General features: G+C 38.8%; 27 protein-coding genes. All 27 read right to left on the bottom strand.

All coding sequences use genetic code 11. The annotated features are described in order from the left end of the window. Positions 1 to 40 precede the first annotated feature (40 nt). On the bottom strand, positions 41 to 250 hold the full coding sequence (locus G610_RS0110215; protein WP_242829641.1) for an excisionase: 210 nt from the start codon (positions 248 to 250) through the stop codon (positions 41 to 43). 292 nt (positions 251 to 542) lie between these two features. After that, positions 543 to 1,418, bottom strand: a complete 876-nt coding sequence (locus G610_RS0110220) for a hypothetical protein (protein ID WP_155831001.1) — start codon at positions 1,416 to 1,418, stop codon at positions 543 to 545. A gap of 190 nt (positions 1,419 to 1,608) precedes the next feature. Then, positions 1,609 to 1,833 carry a hypothetical protein gene (locus G610_RS0110225; protein WP_026524713.1) on the bottom strand — a complete coding sequence of 75 codons (225 nt, stop codon included), beginning with the start codon at positions 1,831 to 1,833 and terminating at the stop codon, positions 1,609 to 1,611. A 16-nt stretch (positions 1,834 to 1,849) separates the two neighbouring features. Beyond that, positions 1,850 to 2,176, bottom strand: coding sequence for a hypothetical protein (locus tag G610_RS0110230; protein ID WP_026524714.1), 327 nt, complete (start codon positions 2,174 to 2,176; stop codon positions 1,850 to 1,852). A gap of 200 nt (positions 2,177 to 2,376) precedes the next feature. Beyond that, positions 2,377 to 3,303: a hypothetical protein gene (locus G610_RS0110235; protein WP_155831002.1), complete on the bottom strand. Its 927-nt coding sequence runs from the start codon at positions 3,301 to 3,303 to the stop codon at positions 2,377 to 2,379. Then, positions 3,245 to 4,288: a hypothetical protein gene (locus tag G610_RS0110240; protein ID WP_026524716.1), complete on the bottom strand. Its 1,044-nt coding sequence runs from the start codon at positions 4,286 to 4,288 to the stop codon at positions 3,245 to 3,247. The genes G610_RS0110235 and G610_RS0110240 overlap by 59 nt, the downstream gene beginning before the upstream one ends. A gap of 36 nt (positions 4,289 to 4,324) precedes the next feature. Next, complete coding sequence (locus tag G610_RS0110245) at positions 4,325 to 4,567, bottom strand: hypothetical protein (protein ID WP_026524717.1); 243 nt, start codon at positions 4,565 to 4,567, stop codon at positions 4,325 to 4,327. Between the two features lie 187 nt (positions 4,568 to 4,754). Further along, a complete protein-coding gene (locus tag G610_RS22180; RefSeq protein ID WP_051197922.1) occupies positions 4,755 to 5,486 on the bottom strand; it encodes a glycoside hydrolase family 73 protein in 732 nt (243 codons plus the stop codon). Beyond that, positions 5,464 to 5,883 carry a phage holin family protein gene (locus tag G610_RS0110255; protein ID WP_026524718.1) on the bottom strand — a complete coding sequence of 140 codons (420 nt, stop codon included), beginning with the start codon at positions 5,881 to 5,883 and terminating at the stop codon, positions 5,464 to 5,466. The genes G610_RS22180 and G610_RS0110255 overlap by 23 nt, the downstream gene beginning before the upstream one ends. A 57-nt stretch (positions 5,884 to 5,940) precedes the next feature. Further along, positions 5,941 to 10,428, bottom strand: coding sequence for a phage tail protein (locus G610_RS23755; RefSeq protein ID WP_051197923.1), 4,488 nt, complete (start codon positions 10,426 to 10,428; stop codon positions 5,941 to 5,943). Next, the gene (locus G610_RS0110270) at positions 10,425 to 11,066 is read right to left on the bottom strand and encodes a hypothetical protein (protein WP_026524719.1); all 642 of its coding nucleotides are present in this window, start codon (positions 11,064 to 11,066) and stop codon (positions 10,425 to 10,427) included. The genes G610_RS23755 and G610_RS0110270 overlap by 4 nt, the downstream gene beginning before the upstream one ends. After that, the gene (locus tag G610_RS0110275; RefSeq protein WP_026524720.1) at positions 11,063 to 13,552 is read right to left on the bottom strand and encodes a phage tail tape measure protein; all 2,490 of its coding nucleotides are present in this window, start codon (positions 13,550 to 13,552) and stop codon (positions 11,063 to 11,065) included. The genes G610_RS0110270 and G610_RS0110275 overlap by 4 nt, the downstream gene beginning before the upstream one ends. 85 nt (positions 13,553 to 13,637) lie before the next feature. Then, positions 13,638 to 14,204 (bottom strand): zinc-ribbon domain-containing protein, encoded by a 567-nt coding sequence (locus G610_RS0110280; protein ID WP_026524721.1) that lies wholly within the window; start codon positions 14,202 to 14,204, stop codon positions 13,638 to 13,640. Positions 14,205 to 14,403: 199 nt separating this feature from the next. Next, a complete protein-coding gene (locus G610_RS0110285; RefSeq protein ID WP_155831003.1) occupies positions 14,404 to 14,811 on the bottom strand; it encodes a hypothetical protein in 408 nt (135 codons plus the stop codon). Between the two features lie 146 nt (positions 14,812 to 14,957). Further along, the gene (locus tag G610_RS20510) at positions 14,958 to 15,470 is read right to left on the bottom strand and encodes an SHOCT domain-containing protein (protein WP_035797357.1); all 513 of its coding nucleotides are present in this window, start codon (positions 15,468 to 15,470) and stop codon (positions 14,958 to 14,960) included. Between the two features lie 130 nt (positions 15,471 to 15,600). Next, complete coding sequence (locus tag G610_RS23315; RefSeq protein ID WP_196809835.1) at positions 15,601 to 15,765, bottom strand: hypothetical protein; 165 nt, start codon at positions 15,763 to 15,765, stop codon at positions 15,601 to 15,603. Next, positions 15,762 to 16,136: a hypothetical protein gene (locus G610_RS0110300; RefSeq protein WP_026524723.1), complete on the bottom strand. Its 375-nt coding sequence runs from the start codon at positions 16,134 to 16,136 to the stop codon at positions 15,762 to 15,764. Before G610_RS0110300 ends, G610_RS23315 begins: the two co-directional genes overlap by 4 nt. A 13-nt stretch (positions 16,137 to 16,149) precedes the next feature. Continuing rightward, a complete protein-coding gene (locus G610_RS0110305; RefSeq protein ID WP_026524724.1) occupies positions 16,150 to 16,743 on the bottom strand; it encodes a major tail protein in 594 nt (197 codons plus the stop codon). Between the two features lie 10 nt (positions 16,744 to 16,753). Continuing rightward, a complete protein-coding gene (locus tag G610_RS0110310) occupies positions 16,754 to 17,071 on the bottom strand; it encodes a hypothetical protein (protein ID WP_026524725.1) in 318 nt (105 codons plus the stop codon). Next, positions 17,071 to 17,445, bottom strand: coding sequence for an HK97 gp10 family phage protein (locus G610_RS0110315; protein ID WP_026524726.1), 375 nt, complete (start codon positions 17,443 to 17,445; stop codon positions 17,071 to 17,073). Before G610_RS0110315 ends, G610_RS0110310 begins: the two co-directional genes overlap by 1 nt. A gap of 1 nt (position 17,446) precedes the next feature. After that, positions 17,447 to 17,782, bottom strand: coding sequence for a phage head closure protein (locus G610_RS0110320; RefSeq protein ID WP_026524727.1), 336 nt, complete (start codon positions 17,780 to 17,782; stop codon positions 17,447 to 17,449). Then, positions 17,782 to 18,057: a head-tail connector protein gene (locus tag G610_RS0110325; RefSeq protein WP_026524728.1), complete on the bottom strand. Its 276-nt coding sequence runs from the start codon at positions 18,055 to 18,057 to the stop codon at positions 17,782 to 17,784. Before G610_RS0110325 ends, G610_RS0110320 begins: the two co-directional genes overlap by 1 nt. 57 nt (positions 18,058 to 18,114) lie before the next feature. Continuing rightward, positions 18,115 to 19,308 (bottom strand): phage major capsid protein, encoded by a 1,194-nt coding sequence (locus tag G610_RS0110330; RefSeq protein WP_026524729.1) that lies wholly within the window; start codon positions 19,306 to 19,308, stop codon positions 18,115 to 18,117. Between the two features lie 14 nt (positions 19,309 to 19,322). Further along, the gene (locus G610_RS0110335) at positions 19,323 to 20,060 is read right to left on the bottom strand and encodes a head maturation protease, ClpP-related (RefSeq protein ID WP_051197924.1); all 738 of its coding nucleotides are present in this window, start codon (positions 20,058 to 20,060) and stop codon (positions 19,323 to 19,325) included. After that, positions 20,017 to 21,342: a phage portal protein gene (locus G610_RS0110340; RefSeq protein WP_026524731.1), complete on the bottom strand. Its 1,326-nt coding sequence runs from the start codon at positions 21,340 to 21,342 to the stop codon at positions 20,017 to 20,019. The genes G610_RS0110335 and G610_RS0110340 overlap by 44 nt, the downstream gene beginning before the upstream one ends. A gap of 80 nt (positions 21,343 to 21,422) precedes the next feature. Then, the gene (locus tag G610_RS0110345; RefSeq protein WP_026524732.1) at positions 21,423 to 22,778 is read right to left on the bottom strand and encodes an SGNH/GDSL hydrolase family protein; all 1,356 of its coding nucleotides are present in this window, start codon (positions 22,776 to 22,778) and stop codon (positions 21,423 to 21,425) included. A 59-nt stretch (positions 22,779 to 22,837) separates the two neighbouring features. After that, positions 22,838 to 24,715 carry an Ig-like domain-containing protein gene (locus tag G610_RS20515; protein ID WP_035797360.1) on the bottom strand — a complete coding sequence of 626 codons (1,878 nt, stop codon included), beginning with the start codon at positions 24,713 to 24,715 and terminating at the stop codon, positions 22,838 to 22,840. Between the last annotated feature and the right edge of the window lie 79 nt (positions 24,716 to 24,794).

A 24,794-nucleotide genomic window follows, 5' to 3' on the forward strand; every position in this document is an offset into this window, starting at 1 on the left:
AGCGCCAGATATAGCAACTACTATCGGCAGATAAAAAGGATCATATACAAGAAGTTTCATCAATGTACTTTTCAAACTTTTTTCTGTGAACCATGGTCCTGTCACCATTATGGAGTCCAAGGCATGGGTTCTCATTTACAAGGAATCTTATTCTCTTTTCGCCAATACCAAAGTAAGCTGCTGCCTCCTTTACAGTAAGCAGATACTTTTCACTGAACGAAACCACCATAGTCTTTTTGTTTTCTATCATAATGAACCTCCCTAAATAATCTCGTTAACAAAGCTTCTATAATCCCTAATTACAAAACCTGTGAAAATGTACGAGAAAAATAAAATTTTCTAATAGTTAAGTATTTGAAGAGGAGTATTTTTCCGGTTTTTGGAAAATCTCTTCTAACTTCCTAAGTGGATTTCAGAGATAAAATTCCGGGTCTTTTGAAAAAAAAGCACAAAAAAAGCCTCATGGCATAACCACGAGGCTCTAGCAGTGTTATTCTATTCTCTTTTTAATACTATTATGTCAATTCTTCTTACATCTCAAATCATATACTTAACACATCTTTCACTACAGATCTGAGGTCTTCACCTCCAGAATTAACTTCCGGAACCAGAAACCTTGACATCTCATCATCACATATAGCTTTTATCCCATTAAGGAATACTTTTTTATCGTCTACATCTGGGAAAAGTGTGTTTAAATCTCCAGTGTGAGCTACAAATCTTCCAGTACTGCTTCTCTTCTTTCCCCATATATGAATTCCTTTAATGACTTCTCTATATGGTACAAGCATATGGACAGCATTCGTATATTTTCCCCTATCGAAACATTCTGGATGAATAAGTTCTCCTGTCAGAAGCTGTGGAAAATCTAAAACCACACCAAGTCTGACGTTGTTTTCTCTTATCTTTTTGCAAAGCTCCGCTATCTCTTCTGCCGCGCTAACTACAAATTTCCCTCCCCTATATATGGAGCCAGCTCTGTTTTCAACAACTATTTTTACATCAGGATATATTGCATGTATCTTCTCTTCGAATACAGTATAAAAATCTAGAAAACTATCAATACTTGAGTAGTCATTGAAGGGTGGATGAATTTCTATCACAGTTGGTGCAGCATGTTCGTTTGTAAGAGAATGCACAAAACTTGCAAACTGTACAGCCCACCCTTTGTCTTTCCACAATTGTGGAACGCCATCCTTATTGGAGCTATATAGCTTCGGATATCTTCTTATTAGGTTAGAGGCCAGATTTCTCTTCCCGTAACTATACTCTGTATGTAAAGAATAATTTGAAATATCAGGAACTGACGTCTTATCTAAGTGTCCTGCAACTTCAACAAGATCTGCTTTTATTCCATCAGGATATGGCTGATTTCCATACTCTACAAAAATGAAGTTCATATTTTTATACCTCTTCATTGCTACCTATCACCGACTATGATTAGTATACTCCAAAGCAGGGGATTATTATTTGATCACATGAAATAAATCCAAGAAAAATCCTTATGTAACCACAAAAAGCTTAGATGAATTCTCTGCATCAAGTATTCAATTTTATCGTGCCCACGCCACAAACTCCTTGTAAAAAGCTTCGATTTTGTTGTTATCCTTATAGCTTTTCACCACAAAATGGGCAATACTTGATTGATTTCGAATACTCCTTGGCATCCCCCTCATTATTTACAACAGCCATCCTTAGCGACTTTGTATCAGGATCAATGCTGCCCATAAAACATAACGATCCCAAAAAGCCCGCTTCTATATCTTCCATAAAAATCTGTTTATCTAAAAAATCACTATCTACTTCCTTTTCTCGGCTACAAAATTTACACATAAAAACTCCTTTCTTATCACCAAATAGCCCTCATCAATTCCATATTTGACACTTTAGTTATCTTCTTTCTCAACTTCATCTTTTTCTTCTGATACCTGTCATGGCTCATAATCTCGGACACCGCAGGTGCGATATCCTGATCTTTATAGCAGAAATGAACATGATATTTATCTCCATCATGACTATGATAAAGAACAAGCCCTGGGTATCCATCCTTATCAAATTTCTTCATAATCCAATGATGCCTAGTCTCAGGGCTCCTTACTTCAACACTATCTTTTTTCATATTTAGAACGTCAAAATAACCGACATTCAAAAGAAACTCATCAAACTCTGTAAACATAATAAAACTCCATAAATTCATAAAAACATGAGGAAAATTGATTATTCCGACTGGAATAAACACAGCTTTGAAATTGCTGCGAGGGATAATATAACAGATTGAAAATTATTTGTAAATAGAATTTCGAAAAGAAGATTAATTACATTTGTTCATAGTATAACTGAAAAAAAGGCCCAGCATATGCCAAGCCTTTTCAGATCCTATCCCCATATAGCCTTCATAAATGCTATTGCCGTAGTTGCTCTAGCATTTATCTGCGTATACATAGCAGTTTTTTTTGTATTATAAGCAATACCTTCTTCTGTCTTGTATATTGCATCCAAATACTTATTTGTATCTATGCTTTCCTCCCTAATGTCCTCGGAAACAGAAATCATTTCTCCCATCTTTTCATTCAGGTCCTCTATTTCCTCATTTGTCTTCTTGAGAATATTATAAAGAATGTACTGATTATCCTTAATCTGATCCAACTTATCAATTATTACATCCATCTTGGCTATAATAATATTTGCTCTCAATTCACTTTCATAAAGATTATAAGCCCCGTTTGTTCCACTTAACCCTTCAACTCTTCCCGTCATGAAATACTCATACATAGTACTCCACGCTATTACATCATTATATTTCGGAAAGATTATACCTGGCTCCAACAATGAATTAAGTATTCCATATTGTTTTGCCAGCTCTTCCGATAATTCTTTGAGCTCACAATCATAAAGTGTCATAGCATATTTAGCTTCTCGATAGTCCTCATCCTCCATCAGATATTTTTCTATGAAAGCTCCAGACTTAATGTTTTTTTCAGCCTCCTGTTTTTCAATATCTAACTGTTTTATTTCTGCTTCAATGCTTGGAGCTTCTTCCGTCAAAAGCCTCTGCTTTTCATTTTCAATAATTTCCTGTTTTCTTTTTTCAAAAATCTCATGCTTAGAATTATAATCGCTCACTAAGACATTATAGTCAGCCATGTTCTTTTCATACGCATCCATTTCTTCCTCGTAGCGAGTCATCATAGCTTCATAATGTGCCTTCATTTCGGTGTTCTTAGCCTTCTTGCTTATTTCAGTTTCATAAGCATCTTTTTGTCTCTCGTATTCTGCTTGGGCTGCTTGATTTTCCTGAAGCACCTTTTTTTTTATTAAAAAAACCTGGCTGTTTCATTTCAGGCTTGTTAGGTTCAATCAGCTTTGTCTCATCTATGCTAAAATAGCAAGGATTATTAGGTTCGACTGGTTTTAAGGGGCATCTTGGTTCAACCAGATCTTCTAATCCATTTGACAGGCACAACACATGGATCTCATCCTCTGAAAATTCAGTTAACGAATTAAGTTTTCTTCTCCTTATTTCAATCTTTTCTATAATTGGATTAAGATATTCTTTTTTCATTGATTCAACATCAGGCAAATTATTGCTTAGCGCAATAGTCTTTTTTATTGTGCGCCTATCATATCCACTCATCCTATAGATATCGCGGATACCATCTTCTAAAACCAAAATACTTTCTGATATATCTACTAAGCACTTCAAATAGGCTTTAATGTCTACATTCTCGCTCTTGGAATTATCATATTCATTAACAATCGATGTCTTATCAGCTTTTTCCTTTATTGTAAGAATGTATTTTTCAGCCTCTTTCTTATCATGGTCACCAAAAGAGAACAACTCTTCTGAAAACTCTGTTCTTTCACCGCAAATGGGACAATAGTTTTCGTTAGAACGAATCACTTTACAGCCCTTATTGGCATTGTAAGACATTTTTCCCAAAGAGCCTTTTAATACTCCTTGATATGAATCACCACCTATGTTCTGAATTGTAACCATCATAGAAATGGGTAACCCTAAATAGTCTCTACCAGTTCCCGGCATTGTACCATTCAGTTCCTTTTTATACCGCTTGATCAGTCCATCCTTTACTTCTCTGCTCTCTGCAAAATTATTTTTGCCATAATAAGTGCCTCCTGTATCAATAATAAAATGTCTTGTGCCATCGCTATCCGGAGAAGTCTGAAGAGCTTTGTCCCATAGTTCTTCTGCTTTAAAGTAATCGTCATCTGAAACCATAATAGATTTTGCGCCACATTCTGCGCAATAAACCTTTTTAACGCCTTCCATATGTCCCTCCAAATAATCTCAATCAGCGATAATTCTTTATCTTCTCTTGAAACAATTTCCACATCTTCTAAACGGTGTTGCATCCTTATGCTCTATCTCATATTTCTCAACTTCATCCAATGATGAAAAAGTAATAAATTTGTATGCACCCTTAGCCCATTGACAACCATTTGTCCTATGAAGAGTTCTTATATTCTTTTCCATATTCACGAAGTATTCCTTAACATTATCGGCAAATTCCTTATGAGTCGATGCTACAATTATGTCTTTATCTAACATTTTCTTCTCTTTTCTTTCATTTAAAAACTAGCACAATTGCTTGCCTATAATATATCATATTGCGTTTATTGCTACTATGAAAAATGTATAAACGCAAAATAATAATACTGAATTTCTCAGCATTAATGTTAATAAAAAAATAAGCCTGCAAGAAAAATCCTCACAGGCTTACTTAAAAATCAAATATTCACTTTACGTACCAGTTACCACCATACTTCAGAGCCAGATACCCATCTATTGTTTTGCCCCAAGTCTCGCCTTCAGAGATTGTTATGATTTCCTGAACCTCGATGGTCCTTCCCTTTCGATACACCGCCTTTCCTAGAACGTTGCTCTGAGCAGAGGCACATGCCTTTGCTACTTTCTGTGGAAACTCCGTCCCTGCGCCTTCACGGATCTTAATGGAAGAAGCTGTGACCACATAAAACTTGGAGGCTTTCTCAATTCCTAGAACATCGCGATCATAATCATCCAGATCATACTGCTTGATGTAGTTTTTCAGGTTCTGGGCATAAGAAAGGCTCGTAGCCCATCCGTCTTGCCGGATGAGGTCACAAGCCTTTCTGTAATCTGTTACTCCTCTTAAGTTCCTATATCTTTTGTATTGAAGAAATTCATAATAACCTCGTATTCCCTCCGATACACTTTTATATTTTCTGAACTTCGCTGTAATGGTTATATATCTACCATCTTTCTTTTGTTCTTTGGTTTTATACTCCTTGTAATCACAGCCGCATCCCTTTGACCATTTCATACCAAAGAAGTTATAACAGTCTCTTGAAAGCCCGCTCCTTCCCCAGTTTGATTCGAGTATTGCCTGTGCTATTGTAAGGGACGGCAAAATGCCGTAGTCCCTATAATAGGAGACTGCGGCATCACCAATCATCTTTATGAAATCAGCCTGTAGTTTTGTCATCATCATCGCCCTCCTTTATCTGCTTCAAAACATCTACGAGCCTTGCAGGAATTGGTAATTCAAGTCTTGCTGCATTCTCAATAATAGAGATGCCCTCATTAGAAAGGTAAAAGAAAATTACAGCAGTCCTAAGAATTGCTCCGGTCTTTAAGATTTCTATGTCAATGACATTGCCTATGCCAACCAGAAAGAAAATAGCCACTTTCCTTGCTATCCCCTTAAAGCCAACCTCACTTGAAAGCTGCTTTGTATAAATCGCAGCCATGACACCAGTAAGATAGTCAATAACAACGAACGCTATAAGTGCATAAAGAAAACCATCAAATCCCCCAAAGATCCAGCCCATAACACCTCCTATTCCTGAAAAAATATACTGCCCAATAGTTACTACGTTTTTCATATGTTGTTTCCCTCCTTTTTGCATAAAAAAAGCACCCATAATGGATGCAAGTTAATGTTAGTGATTTGTAAGTTCCGTATAAACGCCCTTACTATTCGTATAATATATATGCCCTGGAGTTATAAGCGTATCTTTTGATCCATCGGTTAGATGGATCTGCGGTATTCCACTTGATGTATTAAATCTAATAAGCTTACTATCACTTTCCTTGATCGTAAGATTTCCAGATTTAATGGTTACGCTTCCTCCTGAGTTTACCTGGAAATTGCCATTATTATTTATGGCAATAGATGATAAAGTTCCTGTCTTTATTTTATCAGCAGATATTGTTCCGCTCTTAATCATGCTTGCATTTATACAAAGCTGTCCGGAACTATTTAGATATATTCCCTGATTCGTATCCGTTGATGAGGCTCCTGTCATAGTTGAAACTATAGAATCCTTTATCATTGCATCACAGCCATTAGGAATCCATCTGCAAGATGCGCCGGCAGACTGTGCTGTTTCTGAAGAAGACAACGGCGAAAACATCATTCCACAGTACTCAATTGAGATTCCATGCATAGTAGATAGTCGCATCTTAGTCCGGAATTTTCCGGTCTCATACTCCAAAAAATATGTCGTATTTTTCATATCCAGCTTATTGCTGGTATCCTTATTCTTCGTGAAGTTTTCTTCAGCAACAAATCTGTTCCACTTGCCGGCTTTTATTTCTGCTATCGTATTCTTTTCCGTAAAGTAGTATCCATACGAAGAAGTATTTCCCCATCTATACAAGACCCTGAAGTAAACCTGATCTGTTTCTTTATATGACGCATCTGCTGTATTAGGCACATAAAGAGTACAAAAATCTGCCTGTTCAAGTTTCACACATGCAAACTGAACACTCCCTGCTCCTGAAATACCAAATTGAATATTTGTGTTTTCACTATTCTCGTTTGTCGCTGTGAATTTCACGCAGAATCTTTGCCATACGGTATTAGTGATTTTAGAGTTATAAAGGGTAAGCTCACAAGCATTCGTTGTCACATTCCAGTTACGAATAAGAATAGCTGCTGAAGTACAATTATTCACTAGCCTTGCATACCAAGAAAGCACATACGTCTTTCCTTTTGTAAGCGATACCTTCTGCGCATAGTCTTTGTTACCTGTGGTATTTCCTGTAATAGCATAAGCAAGAGGATATGGAAGTACATATCTATCCGTCGTTCCAAGGTTGTCATAACCAGTTACCACAGAACCTACACCATCTCCGCTTGATTTAAGTACCCATCCTGTATCTGTTGTTGTAGAATCAATCTTTTTGTCTGCAGTATTCCTTAAGAGATTAGGATTGAGCTTAGCTCTGTAATAAAACGAGAACATATACTTTCCTGCATCAATAGGAATTGACTGTCCCACCCCTTGTGTGGACATATTATAAGGCTTTAGCCAAAATGAATTTGTAACTGGAACCCCTTCTGGCTGATTTGAAGTTATATCCATAAGATCAATAGTTCCATTTGTTGAATTATTGGAATCCCCCATCCAGATGCCTTTTTCTCCAGAAACAAAGCTAAGCAAATCAGTACCTATTTTGTTGAGCGAAGATGTATTTCTCCAAAGATTTGTGAGCCTTGTTCCCATGAGTGTAAGCTTAGTTGCTTTCATGTTCAGGATTCCCTTTTCTAAGTCAAGATAAAATGTCTCTCCATCTTTGGATTTAAGAATTCCTGAAGCTATATATTCAGCGTTGATATACAGCTTTCCATCCTTAAGATATATTCCTTGTGTCTGGCCATTGTTTGTCAGTTTATTAAATATGCTACTCTGTGTCTGATTTGCAACAGCTGCTGCCGCCACCTTATCAGCATAGCTCTGAAGGTCTTCAGGAGCAGGCGTCCAAGCTGTAGCCTTCTGTCCAATCTCGATTTTTAGGTTCCATATCTTGATCGTCGCGCCAGAAGTAACTTTGTCCATTCTGATTCTTATAGCAGTGGCTGTAGAATCTATCAGTGCAGTAGTTGCTGACACCGCTTGACTCTTTTCAAAATGCCCACCCGTATTGGTTTTTGATAAAACAATATCCCCGGCCATCATTTCCCATGGATTTGCATTAAATCCGATACGGAATTTACCTGAGGGTTCCGCAATATTTATGTTCCAGTCAAAAGAGATCGTCAGATAATCTGTATTCTTAAGGCCAAGCTGCGCCAAGGTGCCGCATGCAATCTTATATGGGTAATTTGCATTAGCATCTCCTGCAAAGTTTGTAAATGCGCCACTACTTGTATTAGAGTTTTCATTTTCTCCACCCTTTGGGTATAATTCGATGGCAGCTGCGGTACCTAAAATAAGGTTCCTTCCTCCAATCTTAAGGTTATCAAGAGTTTTCTTGGTATTATCTGCTGTTGTCTTTGCAGTATTAGCAGTTGAATTTGCTGTATTAGCTGTGGTATTTGCAGAGTTAATTCCGTTTGCTAGAGTAGGCGTAGTATAAGTTGTAGTTTTATCAGTCCAGGTAATTGCGCTTCTCGTCCAGATATAATATCCAGATTTCCAAGCCGGACATGTAGTCTGCCAAGATCCACCTGTCTGAGTAGTATTAGACGAAGATAAGTAATACTGCTCAACGATAGCAGTCGCGCCTTTTCCATCGCTACCATTTTTTCCGTCTACACCGTTTTTCCCATCCTTTCCTGCAGGGCCTGTAGCTCCTGTGTCCCCTTTTGCTCCTTTAGCTCCAGTCTCACCTTTCTCTCCGGTATCCCCCTTGTCACCCTTGGCTCCTTTTGAACCAGTATCACCTTTATCGCCTTTATCTCCTTTTGCACCCGCAGCTCCTGTAGCCCCAGTTGCACCTTTAGCACCAGTGATACATGTTGCAGCGCTGTATTCTGCCTTACCATCAGCTGTAGTAGTTTTTGTTCTCTGCCAAATATACTTACCGTTAACCCAAGAAGGAGCTGTTGTACTCCACCCCGATGTGGGAGCCGTTGCCATTGAGCTATTCTGTGCATACTCAATATCAACATCAATAATGCCCTTGGAAACAGCATCCTGAATATTCTCAATAGAAGTATCACCAATCATACCGGTCTGAAGAGAAAACTCACCTGTTTCCATATTCCAAAAGTTTTGACCTTTTTCATCTGAGATAATACCGGTCTTTATAAGGTTTGCATCAAGTTTTCCTGTAGAAATATAATCAGCTACTATTGCGCCATCCTGGGTTATTGCAAGAGGGAAGTCACCCTTATAGCCATTCTTAGAAAAACCAAGCCCGCCCTGATTCCATCGCCAAATCTTTTTAGCTGTAGACTTATCGTTAGTATCCATAACAAGGACTTCATTTGGCTCAACAACGACAAATCCGTGAGTAGCCTTGTTGATAAGATTAGTAGCATTTCTTTTTGCCTGATCAAGAACAGTATCCGTATCCGGAATGTTTTCTATCTTTTTCATGATCTGGGCATTTGCTTCTTTTGATGCACCTGTTAGTGTTCTGTTTCTATCTGTTATTCCAAGAGTTATCGTATTGTCTGCAATATTATCAAGAGAAAGACTAAGAGCACTTATAGGAAATCTCTTATTAAGGCCATGAGGATTCGAAACAACCCATGCATACTGTCCGACAGTAAAAGCGGGAATATTATCATCAGCGTAGTGAAGATCAATAGCACTGCATTCAATGGTCATATTATCGAACTGAGACTCCTGAAGATACTTTTTCCCCTTTGAAAATAGTGCACTGGCAGTAGTGACGTCATCCCATATAACTGTCTTTGTTATGATTCCAAAACTTTCTATCGCATCAGTACTTTCGATATAATTCTTACCGTTATTAACTTCCTCTATCGTAAGTCTCTTCTTTATAGTTTCTGTGGACTCGCTTTCCAATACTGATCCAAGTGGTATGATTCTTGTAGCAAGGTCTGTTGTATTAAAGCCCTTTGTAAAATCAAGGAGATTCTCTCCAAACTCTATCTTCTGATCGCTTGTATCCAGATAATCATCAAGATAATCAACATAAAGAATGCCATCCTCATTTCGTATTGAAATATATCCGCCAATATCATTTATCAGGTCCTCCTTTATCTCAGTGATTGTATTGTTATAGTTTGTAAATCTATACAGTGAGTCATTTGCATCTCTTGCAGTAACAATGCCAACCGTAAACTGTCTATTCTTTTCTACCTGGCTGTTGTGAACTGACACCAATCTTTCAAGATATCCTCTAACAGTAATTCCGTGATATTCAGCAAATGGCTGGATAGAGTCATTGAAAAAGGCCAGTGCCCCTTCACAGTACACTGACCTTCTATTTAGGAAATCATCCTCCACCTCTGTAACTCTTCCAGTAAAGATTATCTCTTTGTCACGATAAACAGTAAGCGTAGATTTCATTCGCTTAATACTATCCTTAAAACTGCATCCTGGAAGCATAATAAAGGATAAGCTTCCTGCCATATTCACTTCCAAATCCACAATGGGATTAAGAATTAATTTCTCATCATCACGGCTATCGTATATTAAATTGTCATCACAATATATCTTATAGATCATAAGCTCTGCACCTTAAATTCTACCGTCACATTGCCGGTTCCGCTAAATATCAGCTTTGAGTCTCCTTCAGGAAGAAGGATATCAAACACTTTATTCTTTCCAGGAGAAAGATGATAGGACATACCTCCAAAAGATACATCCAGCTCACTATCTGCTGTTATCTCAGGAATTGTTGGTATACCACTATTTGTTAACGTAAGTGATTTTGATCCAGAAACTGCAATCATCTTTTTTACAGCATTCTTATAAGTTTTCTTAGGAGAAACAGTGCAAACAACTGCGATCTCAGCAAGGTTTCTATTTGTAGCAAACTCATCAATACTAATTCTCCCTGAGTAGGTATTATCAGGATCATCATCAAGAATAATATCCATCTTCTTACCATGAATATTGTTGAGTACCTTTGAGTAAACTCTTGGCCATTCTTCTTTGGGATTTGGCACCCTAAAAACGAATGATATCTCTCTATCTTCGTACATAACTCTTCCTGTTAGAGCTTCTGTTATATCAAGATTTCCATCTCGTCCAGGCACTTCAACTACCGCAGTCCTTACCTTTGGAGGACTTATTTTTTTAGAATATAAAACAAGGCCAAGGTCCGTATCAGACCTTAGCCCGCCAAACTTTACACCTTTCATGATCTTGAATACCTCCATGCTATATTTCCAAGTGCCCTATCCATCTTAGGTGCAATACCACCTACAAGCTCACCACTATCAAGGTATACTCTTGTATCCTTATTTGCTATGAGTTTAAGAAGGCTTACAATCTGGTCATCCTGGCCCCTCATTCCATCTGCAACAGCATCTGCAATATAAGACTTTAATGTTTCAAGAGGAGCAACCGCTTCCTTTCCTGCTTCCCCTCCACCAAGTAATCTTCCATTCTGCATTCCAAATATAGTGGGCCCATCCAGGATACCACCATTCTTATACCAATCTACAGAAAGGCTCGGTACTGATGGCGGATCAAGCGAAAAGCTTCCTGAAATACTAAAATGTGGAAGCTTTATGTGAGGAAGGCTCCAAGTAAAGTTAAAGCAATTCTTTATACGATTAATTGCATTGCGAACCGCATCCGCTGCCTGCGACATCTTATTTTGAAAGGCTTCCTTTATCCAATTCAGTTTGTTTCCGCTCAAAGTATTTATAGTATCAAACCCCAATGTGTAATACTCCTTAATACCTGTCCAAGCCGCTGCGACTACTCCCTTTATTCCTCCGCCATTATTTACAAAGGCTTGCTTTATGTTATCCAGTTTCTTAGCAACCATGCTTTTAAGGTCATCTGATATGTTTGATACATCATCATACATTTTTCTCCAGGTTTTTGAGGTGTTTTCTTTTAGTTCGTTCCATTTCTTTCCTACTACCTCTTTTAGTTGTCCTGCCTTTTCCTTTATTACATCCCAGTTTTTATAAAGGAGAACTCCTGCAGCAACTACAGCACCTGTTATTGCAATTACCGGTCCTGCTGCACTAACAATTCCCAAAAGTGCAGATGATCCAGCAGCAAGTGAAGGAACAGCGCTACCACTCACAGTAAGTGATAGTAGCTTAACTACGGATATTACATTTGGTATAACCGTAAGAATTGTTCCTATAGCGCTTATAACATTCCCAACAACGATAAGCACCGGAGCAAGTGCCGCGACTACAAGTCCTATCGTAATTATCGTTCGCTTAGTTCTCTCATCCATGCTATTGAGCTTATCGATGAACTTTTGAATATGTTCCACGATTTGCCTAATTATTGGCATCATCGTTTCTCCAAGAGAAATTGCAAGCTCCTGAAGCTGCGATTTAAGGATTGTCAGCTGACCAGAAAGGTTATCCTGCATGGTCTCTGCCATTTCCTTAGATGTTCCATCGCAATTTGCTATCGCTCCACTAAGCTTATTTATATCAGTATCTGCAGCGTTCATAATGGCAAGAAAACCTGACATGGCATTCTTTCCAACAAGCGTTTCTGCATTTGCTGCTTTTTCTGACTCAGACATCTGATTAAATGCTGCTCTGCAATCCCTAAGGATATCCGATAAACTTCGCATGGAACCATCAGCATTTGTTGTCTGAATGTGCATCTCACCAAATGCCGCACCCGTAAACGTAACATCCCCTGCTAGGTTATTCATCAATGATCGAAGAGATGTACCCGCCTGGGATGATTTAATACCGGCATTAGCCATTAGTCCAATTGCTTCTGCAGTATCCTTTACGGAAAATCCAAGCGCACCAGCTATAGGCGCTGCATATTTAAATGTTTCACCCATCATCGATACATTTGTATTTGCATTCGATGATGCAGCAGCAAGTACATCCGCAAAGTGCCCTGAGTCCTCAGCGGAAAGTCCAAAAGCTGTAAGTGCATCTGTTACTATATCAGATGTTGTCGCTAGATCTTCACCGGAAGCAGCTGCGAGATTCATAATACCTTCAATACCGCCAAGCATATCCTCAGTCTTCCAACCGGCCATTGCCATGAATTCGAACCCTTGTCCTGCCTCCACAGCTGAGTACTTACTTTGAGCGCCCATTTCTCTAGCCTTTTTTCGAAGAAGCTCTAATTCATCACCCGTGGCACCTGAGATAGCTTGTACTTTGCTCATTTGTGCATCGAAATCTGCTGTAGTTTTTACTGCGGCCGTTCCTATTCCCGCTACTGCTGCTGAAACCGGCATAAGCTTGCTTCCAACATTTGCCACAGAAGTGCCTACAGATTGCATCTTTGTTCCCACAGCACTCATCTTTTCTAGCGCTACACCTGACTTTGATGCCTGAGATTCCAAATCTTTTAGCTTTAATGTAGTCTCTTCGATTTCTCTTTGCAGTGAGTCATATTGGGCTTGCGAGATATCTCCCTTTTCTAAAGCAACCTTCGCCTGCTTCTCAGCTTCCCGCAATGCATCAAGCTTTTCTTTTGTCTCTTTGATTGCTTCTCCAAGGAGTCTATACTGCTGAGCCGCAAGAGTGCTGTTTCCAGGATCAAGCTTAAGAAGCTTATTAACATCCTTAAGCTGTGACTGAGTGGAACGAATATCTGTATTTACTTGTTTTAGCGATGCCGACAACTTTGTTGTATCACCACCGATCTCAACTGTTATTCCCCTGAGCCTATCAGCCATGAATCCTCCCTAAAAAAGTGCATAAAAAAGGCACCTACCCTTTGACAGGTAAATGCCTTGAATCAATGTCAGCTACGACATAATACTAATGATGCATATCTTCCCATTTCAAATAATCAACATATTTTTCCGTAACCCATAAAATATTCCAACCCTTTTCATCTATCTCATCACTTAGATCATTATTACTAAACGTTCTAGCCGTTCCGGGTTCCATCGTTCCTAAATTATGATCTAAATAAAATTTCTTTTTCCTACCAGTTGTAGTTTCTGCTTCAACACATATTACAGCTTTCACACCTTTAAATTTATATTCCGACTTATTCACTACAGTAGTGACTGTGGTTTGCAAACCCGTATCATATTCCGATATGATGCTAAAGTATTCTTCATACTCGTTGTTCTTTCCGTTCCCACTAAATATCATAATCGCAACAACTATTAATACTATAGTACCTATAGCGATTGGAATAATATATTTATTCTTCGAAGTATTGGTAGTATTAGAATCTTTTTTTGATTCCATGCTTTCTGTCGCTACACTTGTATCTTCATCTGATACTACTTTAAGCATGGGCCTTCCACAATTAGGACACGAAGGAGCCAAATCAGATATTTCTTTCCCACAATCTGGACATTTAATTAATCCCATGATAATTCTCCTATAGATAGCGGTGTTATGTTCACTCTCCTACAAATTGCATTACACTTAAGCGGCAAAAATAGCAATTCTTTATCGCATATTCTCATAGAACTATTATAGTTGATATATATTGACAAGAAATTAAATAAACATAAACAGAGTAGAAATTTATCTTGTAACTATCCATAACAAAGCCCCTTTATGCTTATCAGTGCTTAACTTCCACCCTGTTCAGTTCAACTTTATCCATGAACTCCTCTATAAGTTTATGGCAATAATTCAGTCCATCAGTGAGGTTTCCATCCAATGATAGCTTAACTCCGGGTTCATCGATAATGATTACCTCTTCCGCATCATTTAACATTCCGTCAACATACTTACGGGCTTTAAACAGATCATTAAGCTCTCTGTATAACTGTTTTGCATCATCAACAGGAACAGTTCCTGTCGCCCGTTCAATAAGCCGCCATCTATTATTGGGGCCATTGTGGTCATATCGCTTAGCCCTTATATTCCCAGTAAAGGAAATTGCTATTTCTTCCTTCTTTCCATCACCATATTCGCATGGTCCGAACCACCGACATTTGTATGTGACCGCAAATGGTATATCCATCATCTTCTCTCCAATACACTAATGATACTAAATTATAACATGATAAATACTAGGTTAGAACGTATCTAAATCGTTCTTTAGTCCATAAATCCTCATAAAAAGGCACCCCCTGTGACAGGTAGATGCCTAATAATATTTTTCCGCATGTATTATAAATCTAATAGCTGTTTCTTCTTCGCTTCAAATTCTTCTTGAGTAATGACACCATTATCAAGTAATTCTTTATATTTCTTTATCTCATCGGCGCCACTAACTGTAGTTTGGTTAACAACTGGTTGCATAAATGGAGCCATACGTAAATACTGCCCCTGCTCGAAAGCCATTTTCATTTCTTCCTTCTGTGAATCCGTATAAGTTCTCCATGTTTCAGTAAGAACTGTTGTCTCTTTCGTAGGAACGCTGCAATTTGGACAATCTGATTTATTATTTCCTATTGCGCTGAAAGTCTTTTTACAGCTAGGACAATAAAATATATGTTGATTATTCAGCAATGTTTCGTCAGGAGTAGCCTTTCCTTTTATTGCTAAAATGATAAAACCTATTATTGGTGATAGAAAAATACTTATCAATAAATACGTACTAAAACTTCTTCCGACGCTACTTGCAACTGCTCCTACTACTATGCATAGAATAATCCATGAAAAAATAATAACTCCTACCATCACGAACTCCTATCCTTACAACTTGTGTTTATTTGTTACCATTACATTTTAAGCTCTTTCGCTGGCTAATACTCATAAGCTATTATTAAATTTACATTAAAAAATTTTGAATACTAGCTTATTACCTGAATTAAAATGAATCAAAATCGTTCTGGGTAGCCAAAACGTCATAATCATAAGAGTCATTGCCACTTTCAACATACATATCATTTACTGTACCGATAGTAATAAGGTCGAGATCCCGTATTGATATCCCGACCTGAACGCATCTAAGCAGAAACAATGCTGTTGTCATTTCTCGATCACTCGCTGGAAGTTTTTTTTAGATTCAACTTGCTGCTGAATATTCATACCCCATAGTGAAATTAGCTCCGGCAAGATCTCATAAATAGAAAACGTTGAAAACTGATCAAGCCATTCATCAGGAGTATGTGGCGTTTTCTCAGGTTCACCCTGCCTTGCAAATACAAAGGCAAGGTTCTCAAACATTTCCAATGAAAACATATCCAGGTCTTCTTCGCCGCTTTTATCGATATCTTTCTCAAGCTTCGATAAATCCTTAAATATATCTCTTCCAAAAAGATTACGATATATTCTTGGTGTGGCTGCGCTGGCCTTAAATGTTACATCCTTATCATCTATTTTTATAACCTTAGTTACTGCCACTTTTTGTTCCTCCTTAAGTCTTTGATCCAGTACTATTACCAGACTTTGCAGTGGGCATATAAACATTTGCAAACCATCCTTCATAGGTTGCATCTGCTGTATTCGTTCCGGTCTTTGCTTTAACATAACCACCGTTAATAGACGTCGCCACAAGTGTGAGCTTATCTGTCTTAGGCTCTTTGCTATTTTCAATGGTTCCACTAGAAATACCAGTTCTGCTTGCTGTGCAATTATAAAGGCAATGTCTTATCTTTCTCTGATCGCCACTGAATTCGAATAACAAGGCAAAATGTTCCGGCTCCACTTCTTTGTTTTCTACAAAAACTCCATTAGCATCTTCTTCCTCATGCATTATTTCCGTAGAAAATGATTCAGGAACAATGGCAATCTCAAGATCACCCTTATATCCGTTATTGGCTGCAATAGAATAGTACACACCATCATCGGCATAAAATGAATCACTCTCACCTTCTGCGTCCAGTGAGAGATTTACTGCACCTGGAATAGGTACAGGCTTTGTATATGTAACACTGCCATCTGCAGCAAAAGTAGCTTTTGCGTAATGACAATTTTTCAATCCGAACTTTACTTTATTTGCTGTTTTCATCTAACCCTCCTTATACGGTCATCTCATACCGCACTTCATATAGTTTTTCTGACTCTATCCAAACCTCTGACCTGTTCCAGATAAGCTCATGCTTTGTAAGAACATCTTCTACTCTTTCTTCCAATGCAGGGACCTTCTTATCTGTATAAAGCTCAACGACAAGTGTGCTTAGTTTCTCATAAACAGCATCATCTGCATGAAAATTGTCACTACCAGGAATAAGAAAAATGCAAAAGGGCGGCTCTGGTGACTCACCCTCTGCAAAATGGTCATAGGCAAATGGAATGCCTGTTTCTTCTAGCATTTCTACGATTTTGTCATATTTCATCATCTGAGTTTCCTCTCAACTTCGTTAATCAGCTGTTCCTCACCCTTTTTCTCAGCAGGTGCTATGTGGGGCCTTGCTGCAACACGGCCACCGCCTCTTTTGGCGTGGCCATTTTCCAGAAGATGCGTAAGCCTATACTGCGTCTTTGAATGCACCACTACTTTTATGGAATCAGAAGTCTCATTTGTTTTCTTTACAGCCCATGATTTTCTGTACTTCCCTGTCTTTTTGGGAGCAGTTTTCTCAATCTCATCCTTTACCGTTTCACCAGCGTTTTTGATAGCTGTCTTTAAATCATCTACAGCAAGCTGAGCATAATCCTTTAGTCCCTTCATAACCTCATCAGCGAGGTCATCTATTCGTACAGTTGCCATGTCATCTCCTCGCTTTCTTACATCTTAGTTTGAGGCTTCTTTTTCTATATCCCATAGGATCAACTGCTAAGATGTCATAGATTTCATCATTGAAAATCACTCGAAAACCTGTGTTACTGATGCAAGCTGCCTTAAGACAAAACCGCAAGGTAAATGAAATATAACTATCATCTACTGTTTGGCCAGCAGCTTCCTTCTGGGCATTCTCTGATATACCGCTTACAGTTACATGGCACAAGTAATAATCAGTCCAAGCATTTGTGTGATTTCCAATATCATCGACAACCACTTCATTCTTCTGTATTAAGATGAGTTCGTTAAGTCCAGATATATTCATTAAAACTGTGCCTTTCTGTTTCCACCAAGAAGCGCTCTTAAAGACAGTGCTACTGTTTTGTAGTTTGTTTCTTCCCTGTGCTCATAAAAATATGCGACGCAGTAAAGAACCGCTACCTTAGCATTTCTATCCTGTTCAAGGACAACGAAATCATCTGTCCTTAGAATATCCATACAAAGCTGCTGCGCAGATTCTATGAATCCCTCAATAAGCTCGTCGTCCTCATCATAATCTACTCTCAGATATTTTTTTGCTTCATCAATCGTTACAAGCATCTGTCATCTCCTTAGGAAAACCCGCCTGCAATTTCCCACAGGCGGGTTCATCTTTTATCAGCCAGTTACAGGAGGAATGAATGACTTAAGCTGCATTACCTGAACTGCTTCAGGAAGAATGAGCTTTCCATCAACTCTCTCCTTAGCCACATAGCCGATCATGCCGTTTCCTGCAAAAAGCTCTCTAAGCTCAGAGAAAGAACGTGATCCACGATCTCCAATGTTGTAATAGCTGTACTCACCAAATGCAAAAGCCGCCTCAGGAGCAAATGCGGATGTATGAACAGGATAGCCAAGGATTCTATCAGGCTCACCTGCCTGGTAAGAAGGCTGCCAAATGTAGGCCCCGTTGTTATCCTTAAACTTACGAATCTGAGACAGAAGCGCGTCGTTGATTATGAAGGATGCCTTCTTACGGTAAGGTCTCTTAAGGCCATACACAAGATCAAGAATGTCGTCGGCCTTAATGTCAGCTGAGAGCTTCTTGAACACCTGACCGCCATTTGTAGGATTAAAGATACCTACAGGCTTACCTCTTCCATCGCCATTAAGGAATGCGTCCTCCTCGGCATTACCAAGGGCTCTTCCGAACTGAGTGATAATGTAGTTCTCAAGATTGAATGCATTGTCGTAAAGGAGCTCCTCTGTAACCTTAATAGCTACATGAAGCTTAAATGCATCAAGGTAAATCTGATCGAAAGTAGCATCACCGAATGAGAGTGCACCACCTTCCTCAATCCATGCTGCAGCAGGCTTTGTAGCTGCGATGTTAATCTTATGCTGACCGGAAGTTGTGATCTTTGTTGCAAGACCTCTCATGATATTCTCTTCCTCAAGCACATCAACGATTCTCTTGTCATACTCCTCGGGAACAAGGTATCCTCCATCGGCATCAACACCTTCCTGAAGTACATTGTTTACCTGACGGAAATTGGTACGAAGGGCATTGAGCATTGCCTTCCTGTACTCATCAGATGCTCTACCTGTCTTTTCCTCCTCTACTCCATTTGCCTTTCCAGGCTTTGCAGTAATAGGAGTATTAACAGGCTTGTTAAGTTCTGCCTCTCTCTCCTCGGCCCTTCTCTCACGGTCAATAGCTGCTGTAAGGTCCGTGATCTCAGCCTCCATTTTTTCGTAGGTTGCGGAATCTTCCGATGAGAGTGTCCCGTTCTCCTTCTGATGGCTATCAACGAAGGCTTTTGCAGCCTCCCATGCCTTTGCTCTCTGATCAATAAGCTGCTGTAATCTCATAGTATTTTCCTCCATTAAATGAATCTTTTGATAATAGAAAGACGCTCGTTAATGTCCTTAACTGAGCGTCCCGTTTCTGGTTCCATATTTGGTATTTCTGCCTGCTGAGCTACAGGCTGTTTTTCTTTCTCATACTTGGCTGATACCTTATTGAATAAGGCATTATCTACAGCCTTACGAGAGAAAAGCATTGATACTTCCGGATGTTCTTCATCCTCAGTACCCTTTTTTAAAATTTCATCTGCAAATCCAAGCTCTACAGCTTTGTTTGCATCCATCCAAGTCTCCGCATCCATGAGATGGCTAAGTTTTGCTCTGCTCTGCCCAGTCTTTAAAACATAGGCATTGATGATTGATTCCTTAACCTGTTCAAGCATATCAATGACTTTCTGCATTTCTGCATGATCTCCAAATGCTACGGTAGCCGGGTTATGTATCATCATCATTGATACCGGGGACATATAAACGGTGTCTCCGGCCATCGCTATAACCGATGCCGCAGATGCTGCAAGGCCATCAATCTTGACCGTTACTTTTCCCGGATATGCAGTGAGCATGTTGTAAATCTGCGCTGCCGCAATGCAGTCGCCGCCCGGAGAATTGATCCAGACTGTTACATCCCCTTCTCCGGAATTTAGCTCATCACGAAATAAAGCCGGCGTGACATCATCGTCATACCAGCTTTCTTCAGCAATTGTTCCATTCAAACTAAGAACCCTCTCTATGCTTTCGTTTCCTTCCTGGTCCGTCATCTTTCGACTCGCCCAGTTCCAGAACTTCTTGTTCTTCATTGGATTCCTCCTTTCCTTTATTAGCAAATAGGCCGGCATCTTCGAGCTTTGTCATGTTTCCATTGATGAGATATAAATCTCCACCCTGCTCTTCTGGAATTCGGTCTAAATCCTCTAGTTCTCTTATGTCATTTGCGCTCATCCAGCCATTCTGCCTTGCAACAGCATAGCCATTCATTCTTGACTGATAGTCGCCTCGAAGAAGCCCATCAACATTGAACTTAAAGAAGTATTTCTTCTTCTCTTCCTCAGTGAAAAGCCTTCTATACATGGCTTGCTCAATTCTTGTGAGCCATGGCCGAAGTGTGTACTGAACATACTCAAGTGATTGCTGCTCTATATTAGAAAAGCTCGACTTATCAAGATCAGCTACCATGTGAGGCGGCACCCTGAATATCCTGCAAATCTCTGTAACCTGAAACTTCCTTGTATCCAGGAACTGCGCTTCTGAAGGATTTATGGATATCGGTGTATATTTCATGCCTTCCTCAAGTACAGCTACCTTATTGGAATTAGAGCTTCCACCAAAAGTCTGTGTCCAGCTCTCCCTTACCTTTGAAGGGTCCTTAAGTGTTCCCGGGTGTTCAAGTACGCCGCTTGGAGCTGCTCCATTAGCGTAGAATTTTGAGCCGTACTCCTCAGCTGCTATTCCAAGGCCTATCGCGTTCTTGGCCATTGCTATTGGACTATATCCTTGGAGGCCATCGAAGGACAAAGATGGTACGTGTAAAACGTCCTCCGGCCTGAGTATCACCGTGGACGTATTTTTCTTTATCGGGTCATCACTTGTGAGCTGGTACTCATAATAAAGTCTTCCATTTTCATCCCTATCCACTTTCATCCTGTCCGGCATAAGAGGGTAAATGGCCATAACCTCACCTTTACCATTCCTTATAATCTGGGCATAAAAATTCCCCCACAACAGCATGTGTGTGAGGGCTGCTTCAAAAAATGAATAGGCAGTCATTTCAGGATTTGGCTCATCATGAAGCAAATGATATAAAGGGTGATCCAGTGCTTTTTCCTTGCCACCATCACTGTTATATCTGTAAAGGTGAAGTGGAAGGCTCGCCACCGATTCAGAGATAACCCTTACGCAGGCATAAACAGCTGATGTCTGCATTGCGGTTCTTTCATTAACCCTCTTTCCAGCAGCTGACGAGCCCATGAAAAAGCCATAGGCGCTCCCCGCTGTTCTATTAGTTGGTGCTCTTGATTTAAAGACCATTGATATAAAGCTCAATATGTTACCTCCATTTGGTTTAAAGCTTCCCGTATAAGCAGGAATCCGATAATTGATATTATTATCATTTGTCACCCCAATCACAGACTACGTAAAAAGTTCTCTATATATGTACTTTCATATCTATGAGCATCCGCGTTAGGATGTGCATTATCTGCAGAGACTCTCCAGGCAATTAATCTAGCATTTTTAACTTCAGAACTGATATCAGGATTAGTTGAACGTATCATCGCCGGGGTTCTTTCATCTCCATTTAAATCAATGTATGGAATCCCCCACTTTTTTGCACAAGAGATGGTGGCTATTCGATAATCATCTGTTTCACAGCCATTTGATACAAGAATTCCGATCTTTGCATTTGGATAATTCTTAATCAAATAAGCAAGAATGACATTCCATGCGCCATAAAACGAGTACACAGTGGTATCACTTATTGCTCCAAGCGGAATTTTTCCTGTTGTATCTTCTCCATCTGAACCTGTTGAATCCGGTCTATGGTGTGAATCATTTATTCCAAGATACAAAGTAATATAGTCCACATCTGAATCAATAGTCTTATATTCTTTAGAGAAAGTATTTGTGAATGAACTCTCTTCCGGATCCGCCAATGTTTTTCCGCCTTTTGCAAGCATCTGCAAAGACATATCGTTTCTTCCAGCAATCAGATAAGGGTATGACACCTTTTGTCCGGCATACTTTCCATTCTCAATAATTTCACTACTTGCTCCTATTGAAAAGCTATCACCGCAAACAGCCCACTTTTTGCCTTTTAATACATTGGGAGTAGTATCGATGCCTTTTTTCGTTTCTTCTGATAATACTAGGTCGTCGATACTTACTCTTTTTTCACCAAAATTCTCTACTGAAGCCACCATAAACTTAGTCCAATCAACAATTTTATTAAATACAAGACAAAAATCATTTGCGTTAGCTAGCGTAATTATTGCGTACCCATCTTCATCTAATTTGATACTTCCTCCATCGCCTGCCGCATACATACCATTGCGGTATTGAATGACTCTGAAATACGAAGGTATTTCTCTTAAACTCAACTTCAACTTTGTGCCAGCTGGCATACCTGATATCAGATTTGATGTGGAATAACCGCTTGTTACCGCGCCATCTGCATACGCAGTTCCTTGTGTGAATGTTGGTTTCCAGTTTGTTTTACACTCATTTGGAATAATAAAATTCTCTGTGCCCCCTGTAACTGAAATTGCATTTAAAATGCTCATATCAGGTAGTTCTTCAGCTTTTGCGTACCCTTCTAATTCCTTCTTTTTAACATAACCAGAAAGATCTATATCTCCTCCACCACCAGGTAATGCAGTGATAGCTTCAATCATATCTGTAACAGTAGTAATTTCGATAATATCTTCCAAATCACCGCTTTTAGCTATATAGTATTCTTTTAAAGCATCAACTTTAGTTTTCATATTTCCTCCTTTCACTGCACGAAAAAAGCACCGCCGAAGCGATGCCTTTTATTGTCTTGTTAGTTTGACATAGTAGAAAGAAGTGTTCCATCAATCAAAGACTGTATATATTTTTCCCCGTTATAATCAAACGTAGCTAAGTAATTTGCATTTTCTGTAAATCTTATTGGCGTTGTATCTTCTATTACGCCAGATAATGAAGGTCGTTTCAATGTATATGTTACTGTCTTACCCGCGGGTATTTCATTATCTATACTTAACATATCACCGTTAATATATAGCAAGTCTCCCTTTGAAGTCTTTGAATAGTTCACTCCAAATCCATATTGATTAAATCCCCCTATAGATTTATTCGATGTATTTTCTATCATTACTCGAAGCTTTGATAAATTATTACCATGGTCCAAAAATGTTATCTTAAGAGGATTTATCCTTACAATTCCCTGTGCATATGCTGTGCCCTGAAGCGCATAAATCGTCGTCATACCTGGACCTACAGGTGTAATTTCACCTGTTTTAGAATCAACTTTCGCTACATTCATATCCTGGGATGCCCAAATAATATCCTCAGTTGAAGTAGTCGAAACATTGAACTTTCCTGTTTCGTTCATATACAGCGCCATATCTACTTTATCAAACGAAATAGTTTTTGTTGTTTCTTCTGCTTCAGTTTTTCCATATGGTATATTGAATGTAGCAACAGCTTGTCCCTGTCCATTAAATGAATATCGAGGCATTTTTATACTAAGTTCATTACCTTTGTGCTTTAGAACAACCGCTCTACTTGCTGAATATTTGGTTCCAACAGCTATCATTTTGGGATACGAAAAATGTGAGCAATAATAATTCTCAGCAGGATAGCCTTGCGAATCATAACAATTTCTGTCCGTAATATTAATAAATAGTCCTTCACTTACACCTAGATTTTCATAGGTATAAGAAATAGCAACTATTTCCTCTCCCTTAGCATTACTTGCTCCACTACATGAAGAATGAATTTTCACGTCTGTTATCGTTAATCTCCATTTATTTGGTGATTCCCAGGTTTGATTTTTTCCAAATACATTATTCTTAGGAACAACTGTTAAAGTCTTAGAGATACTGCTAACCACACCATCTTTAGCAGTAATATATGCTCTTCCAGCTTCAATTCCAGTTATGGTCACTGTATCGCCATGTCCATCGATCTTTACACAATCATTATTTGCATTCCAAACAATTTCTCCTGAAGCATCCGCGGGTTCTATTTCTGCTTTTGCAATTATACTTTCGCCCTCTTCGATATTGTCTTTTGGCAATACAATTTTAATTTTCTTAATTTGGGGAGAAGTTACATTCACAACACAACTTGCTGATTTTCCATTTTTAATTGTTGCAGTTATAATAGCTGAACCAATACTTTCTCCCTTCAATAGTCCATTCTTAGTAATGGAAGCAACTCTCGTATTATTAGATGACCAAGTCACACTTTCATATGAAGGGTTTGTATCAGCATCAAGAAATTCAGTCTCACCTTTCCTTATGTTTATTGATCTATATGGTAATGTGATAGAAGAATTCCCGTTTTCATCGCTTCTATAAGACTCGTCCCCCTTTTTTATCTTTATTATCTGAGCAAATTTATACTTTTTTGTTTTTCCCTTAGTCTTAACTTTCACATTAACGGATATTTTAGATTTCTTACCAGGATAGTCCTTTGCTTTTACTATTCCTTTTTTTGAAACAGTAACATAGTTATTATCTGCCTTACATGACATTTTCACCTTAGCACCTTTAGGTACGTTCTTAAGCTTTATCTTATAGCTATCTCCGGGCTTTAATGTTACCGTTTTCTTTTCAAGTTTAACTTTGCTAGCAGCATTTGCATTTTGCGGAAAGGCTAAAAACAGCATTATAGCCGCAATCCACAACAACATTTTTGTTACAATTTTCTTCATAAAACTATCCTTTACCTCTCAATATGATTAAGCACTATGTGTGTCACATTATAAGGCACACACAACAAACTTTAATATT

It is taken from the genome of Butyrivibrio sp. MB2005 (genome assembly GCF_000424285.1).
Lineage (GTDB): Bacteria > Bacillota > Clostridia > Lachnospirales > Lachnospiraceae > Butyrivibrio.

What these genes read in the sequence shown, in the direction of transcription:
- G610_RS0110310 (WP_026524725.1), bottom strand. Translation starts at nt 17,071, where the DNA reads ATGAAATATGACAAAATCGTAGAAATGCTAGAAGAAACAGGCATTCCA.
- G610_RS0110275 (WP_026524720.1), bottom strand. Translation starts at nt 13,552, where the DNA reads ATGGCTGATAGGCTCAGGGGAATAACAGTTGAGATCGGTGGTGATACA.
- G610_RS0110220 (WP_155831001.1), bottom strand. Translation starts at nt 1,418, where the DNA reads ATGAAGAGGTATAAAAATATGAACTTCATTTTTGTAGAGTATGGAAAT.
- G610_RS0110280 (WP_026524721.1), bottom strand. Translation starts at nt 14,204, where the DNA reads ATGGGATTAATTAAATGTCCAGATTGTGGGAAAGAAATATCTGATTTG.
- G610_RS0110230 (WP_026524714.1), bottom strand. Translation starts at nt 2,176, where the DNA reads ATGTTTACAGAGTTTGATGAGTTTCTTTTGAATGTCGGTTATTTTGAC.
- G610_RS0110315 (WP_026524726.1), bottom strand. Translation starts at nt 17,445, where the DNA reads ATGGCAACTGTACGAATAGATGACCTCGCTGATGAGGTTATGAAGGGA.
- G610_RS0110320 (WP_026524727.1), bottom strand. Translation starts at nt 17,782, where the DNA reads ATGAATATATCTGGACTTAACGAACTCATCTTAATACAGAAGAATGAA.
- G610_RS0110325 (WP_026524728.1), bottom strand. Translation starts at nt 18,057, where the DNA reads ATGCTTGTAACGATTGATGAAGCAAAAAAATATCTGAGAGTAGATTAT.
- G610_RS0110240 (WP_026524716.1), bottom strand. Translation starts at nt 4,288, where the DNA reads ATGGAAGGCGTTAAAAAGGTTTATTGCGCAGAATGTGGCGCAAAATCT.
- G610_RS20510 (WP_035797357.1), bottom strand. Translation starts at nt 15,470, where the DNA reads ATGGTAGGAGTTATTATTTTTTCATGGATTATTCTATGCATAGTAGTA.
- G610_RS23315 (WP_196809835.1), bottom strand. Translation starts at nt 15,765, where the DNA reads ATGACAACAGCATTGTTTCTGCTTAGATGCGTTCAGGTCGGGATATCA.
- G610_RS0110335 (WP_051197924.1), bottom strand. Translation starts at nt 20,060, where the DNA reads ATGACGGACCAGGAAGGAAACGAAAGCATAGAGAGGGTTCTTAGTTTG.
- G610_RS0110285 (WP_155831003.1), bottom strand. Translation starts at nt 14,811, where the DNA reads ATGATGGATATACCATTTGCGGTCACATACAAATGTCGGTGGTTCGGA.
- G610_RS0110270 (WP_026524719.1), bottom strand. Translation starts at nt 11,066, where the DNA reads ATGAAAGGTGTAAAGTTTGGCGGGCTAAGGTCTGATACGGACCTTGGC.
- G610_RS0110225 (WP_026524713.1), bottom strand. Translation starts at nt 1,833, where the DNA reads ATGTGTAAATTTTGTAGCCGAGAAAAGGAAGTAGATAGTGATTTTTTA.
- G610_RS0110215 (WP_242829641.1), bottom strand. Translation starts at nt 250, where the DNA reads ATGATAGAAAACAAAAAGACTATGGTGGTTTCGTTCAGTGAAAAGTAT.
- G610_RS0110305 (WP_026524724.1), bottom strand. Translation starts at nt 16,743, where the DNA reads ATGAAAACAGCAAATAAAGTAAAGTTCGGATTGAAAAATTGTCATTAC.
- G610_RS20515 (WP_035797360.1), bottom strand. Translation starts at nt 24,715, where the DNA reads ATGAAGAAAATTGTAACAAAAATGTTGTTGTGGATTGCGGCTATAATG.
- G610_RS0110245 (WP_026524717.1), bottom strand. Translation starts at nt 4,567, where the DNA reads ATGTTAGATAAAGACATAATTGTAGCATCGACTCATAAGGAATTTGCC.
- G610_RS23755 (WP_051197923.1), bottom strand. Translation starts at nt 10,428, where the DNA reads ATGATCTATAAGATATATTGTGATGACAATTTAATATACGATAGCCGT.
- G610_RS0110345 (WP_026524732.1), bottom strand. Translation starts at nt 22,778, where the DNA reads ATGAAAACTAAAGTTGATGCTTTAAAAGAATACTATATAGCTAAAAGC.
- G610_RS0110255 (WP_026524718.1), bottom strand. Translation starts at nt 5,883, where the DNA reads ATGAAAAACGTAGTAACTATTGGGCAGTATATTTTTTCAGGAATAGGA.
- G610_RS22180 (WP_051197922.1), bottom strand. Translation starts at nt 5,486, where the DNA reads ATGATGACAAAACTACAGGCTGATTTCATAAAGATGATTGGTGATGCC.
- G610_RS0110330 (WP_026524729.1), bottom strand. Translation starts at nt 19,308, where the DNA reads ATGAGATTACAGCAGCTTATTGATCAGAGAGCAAAGGCATGGGAGGCT.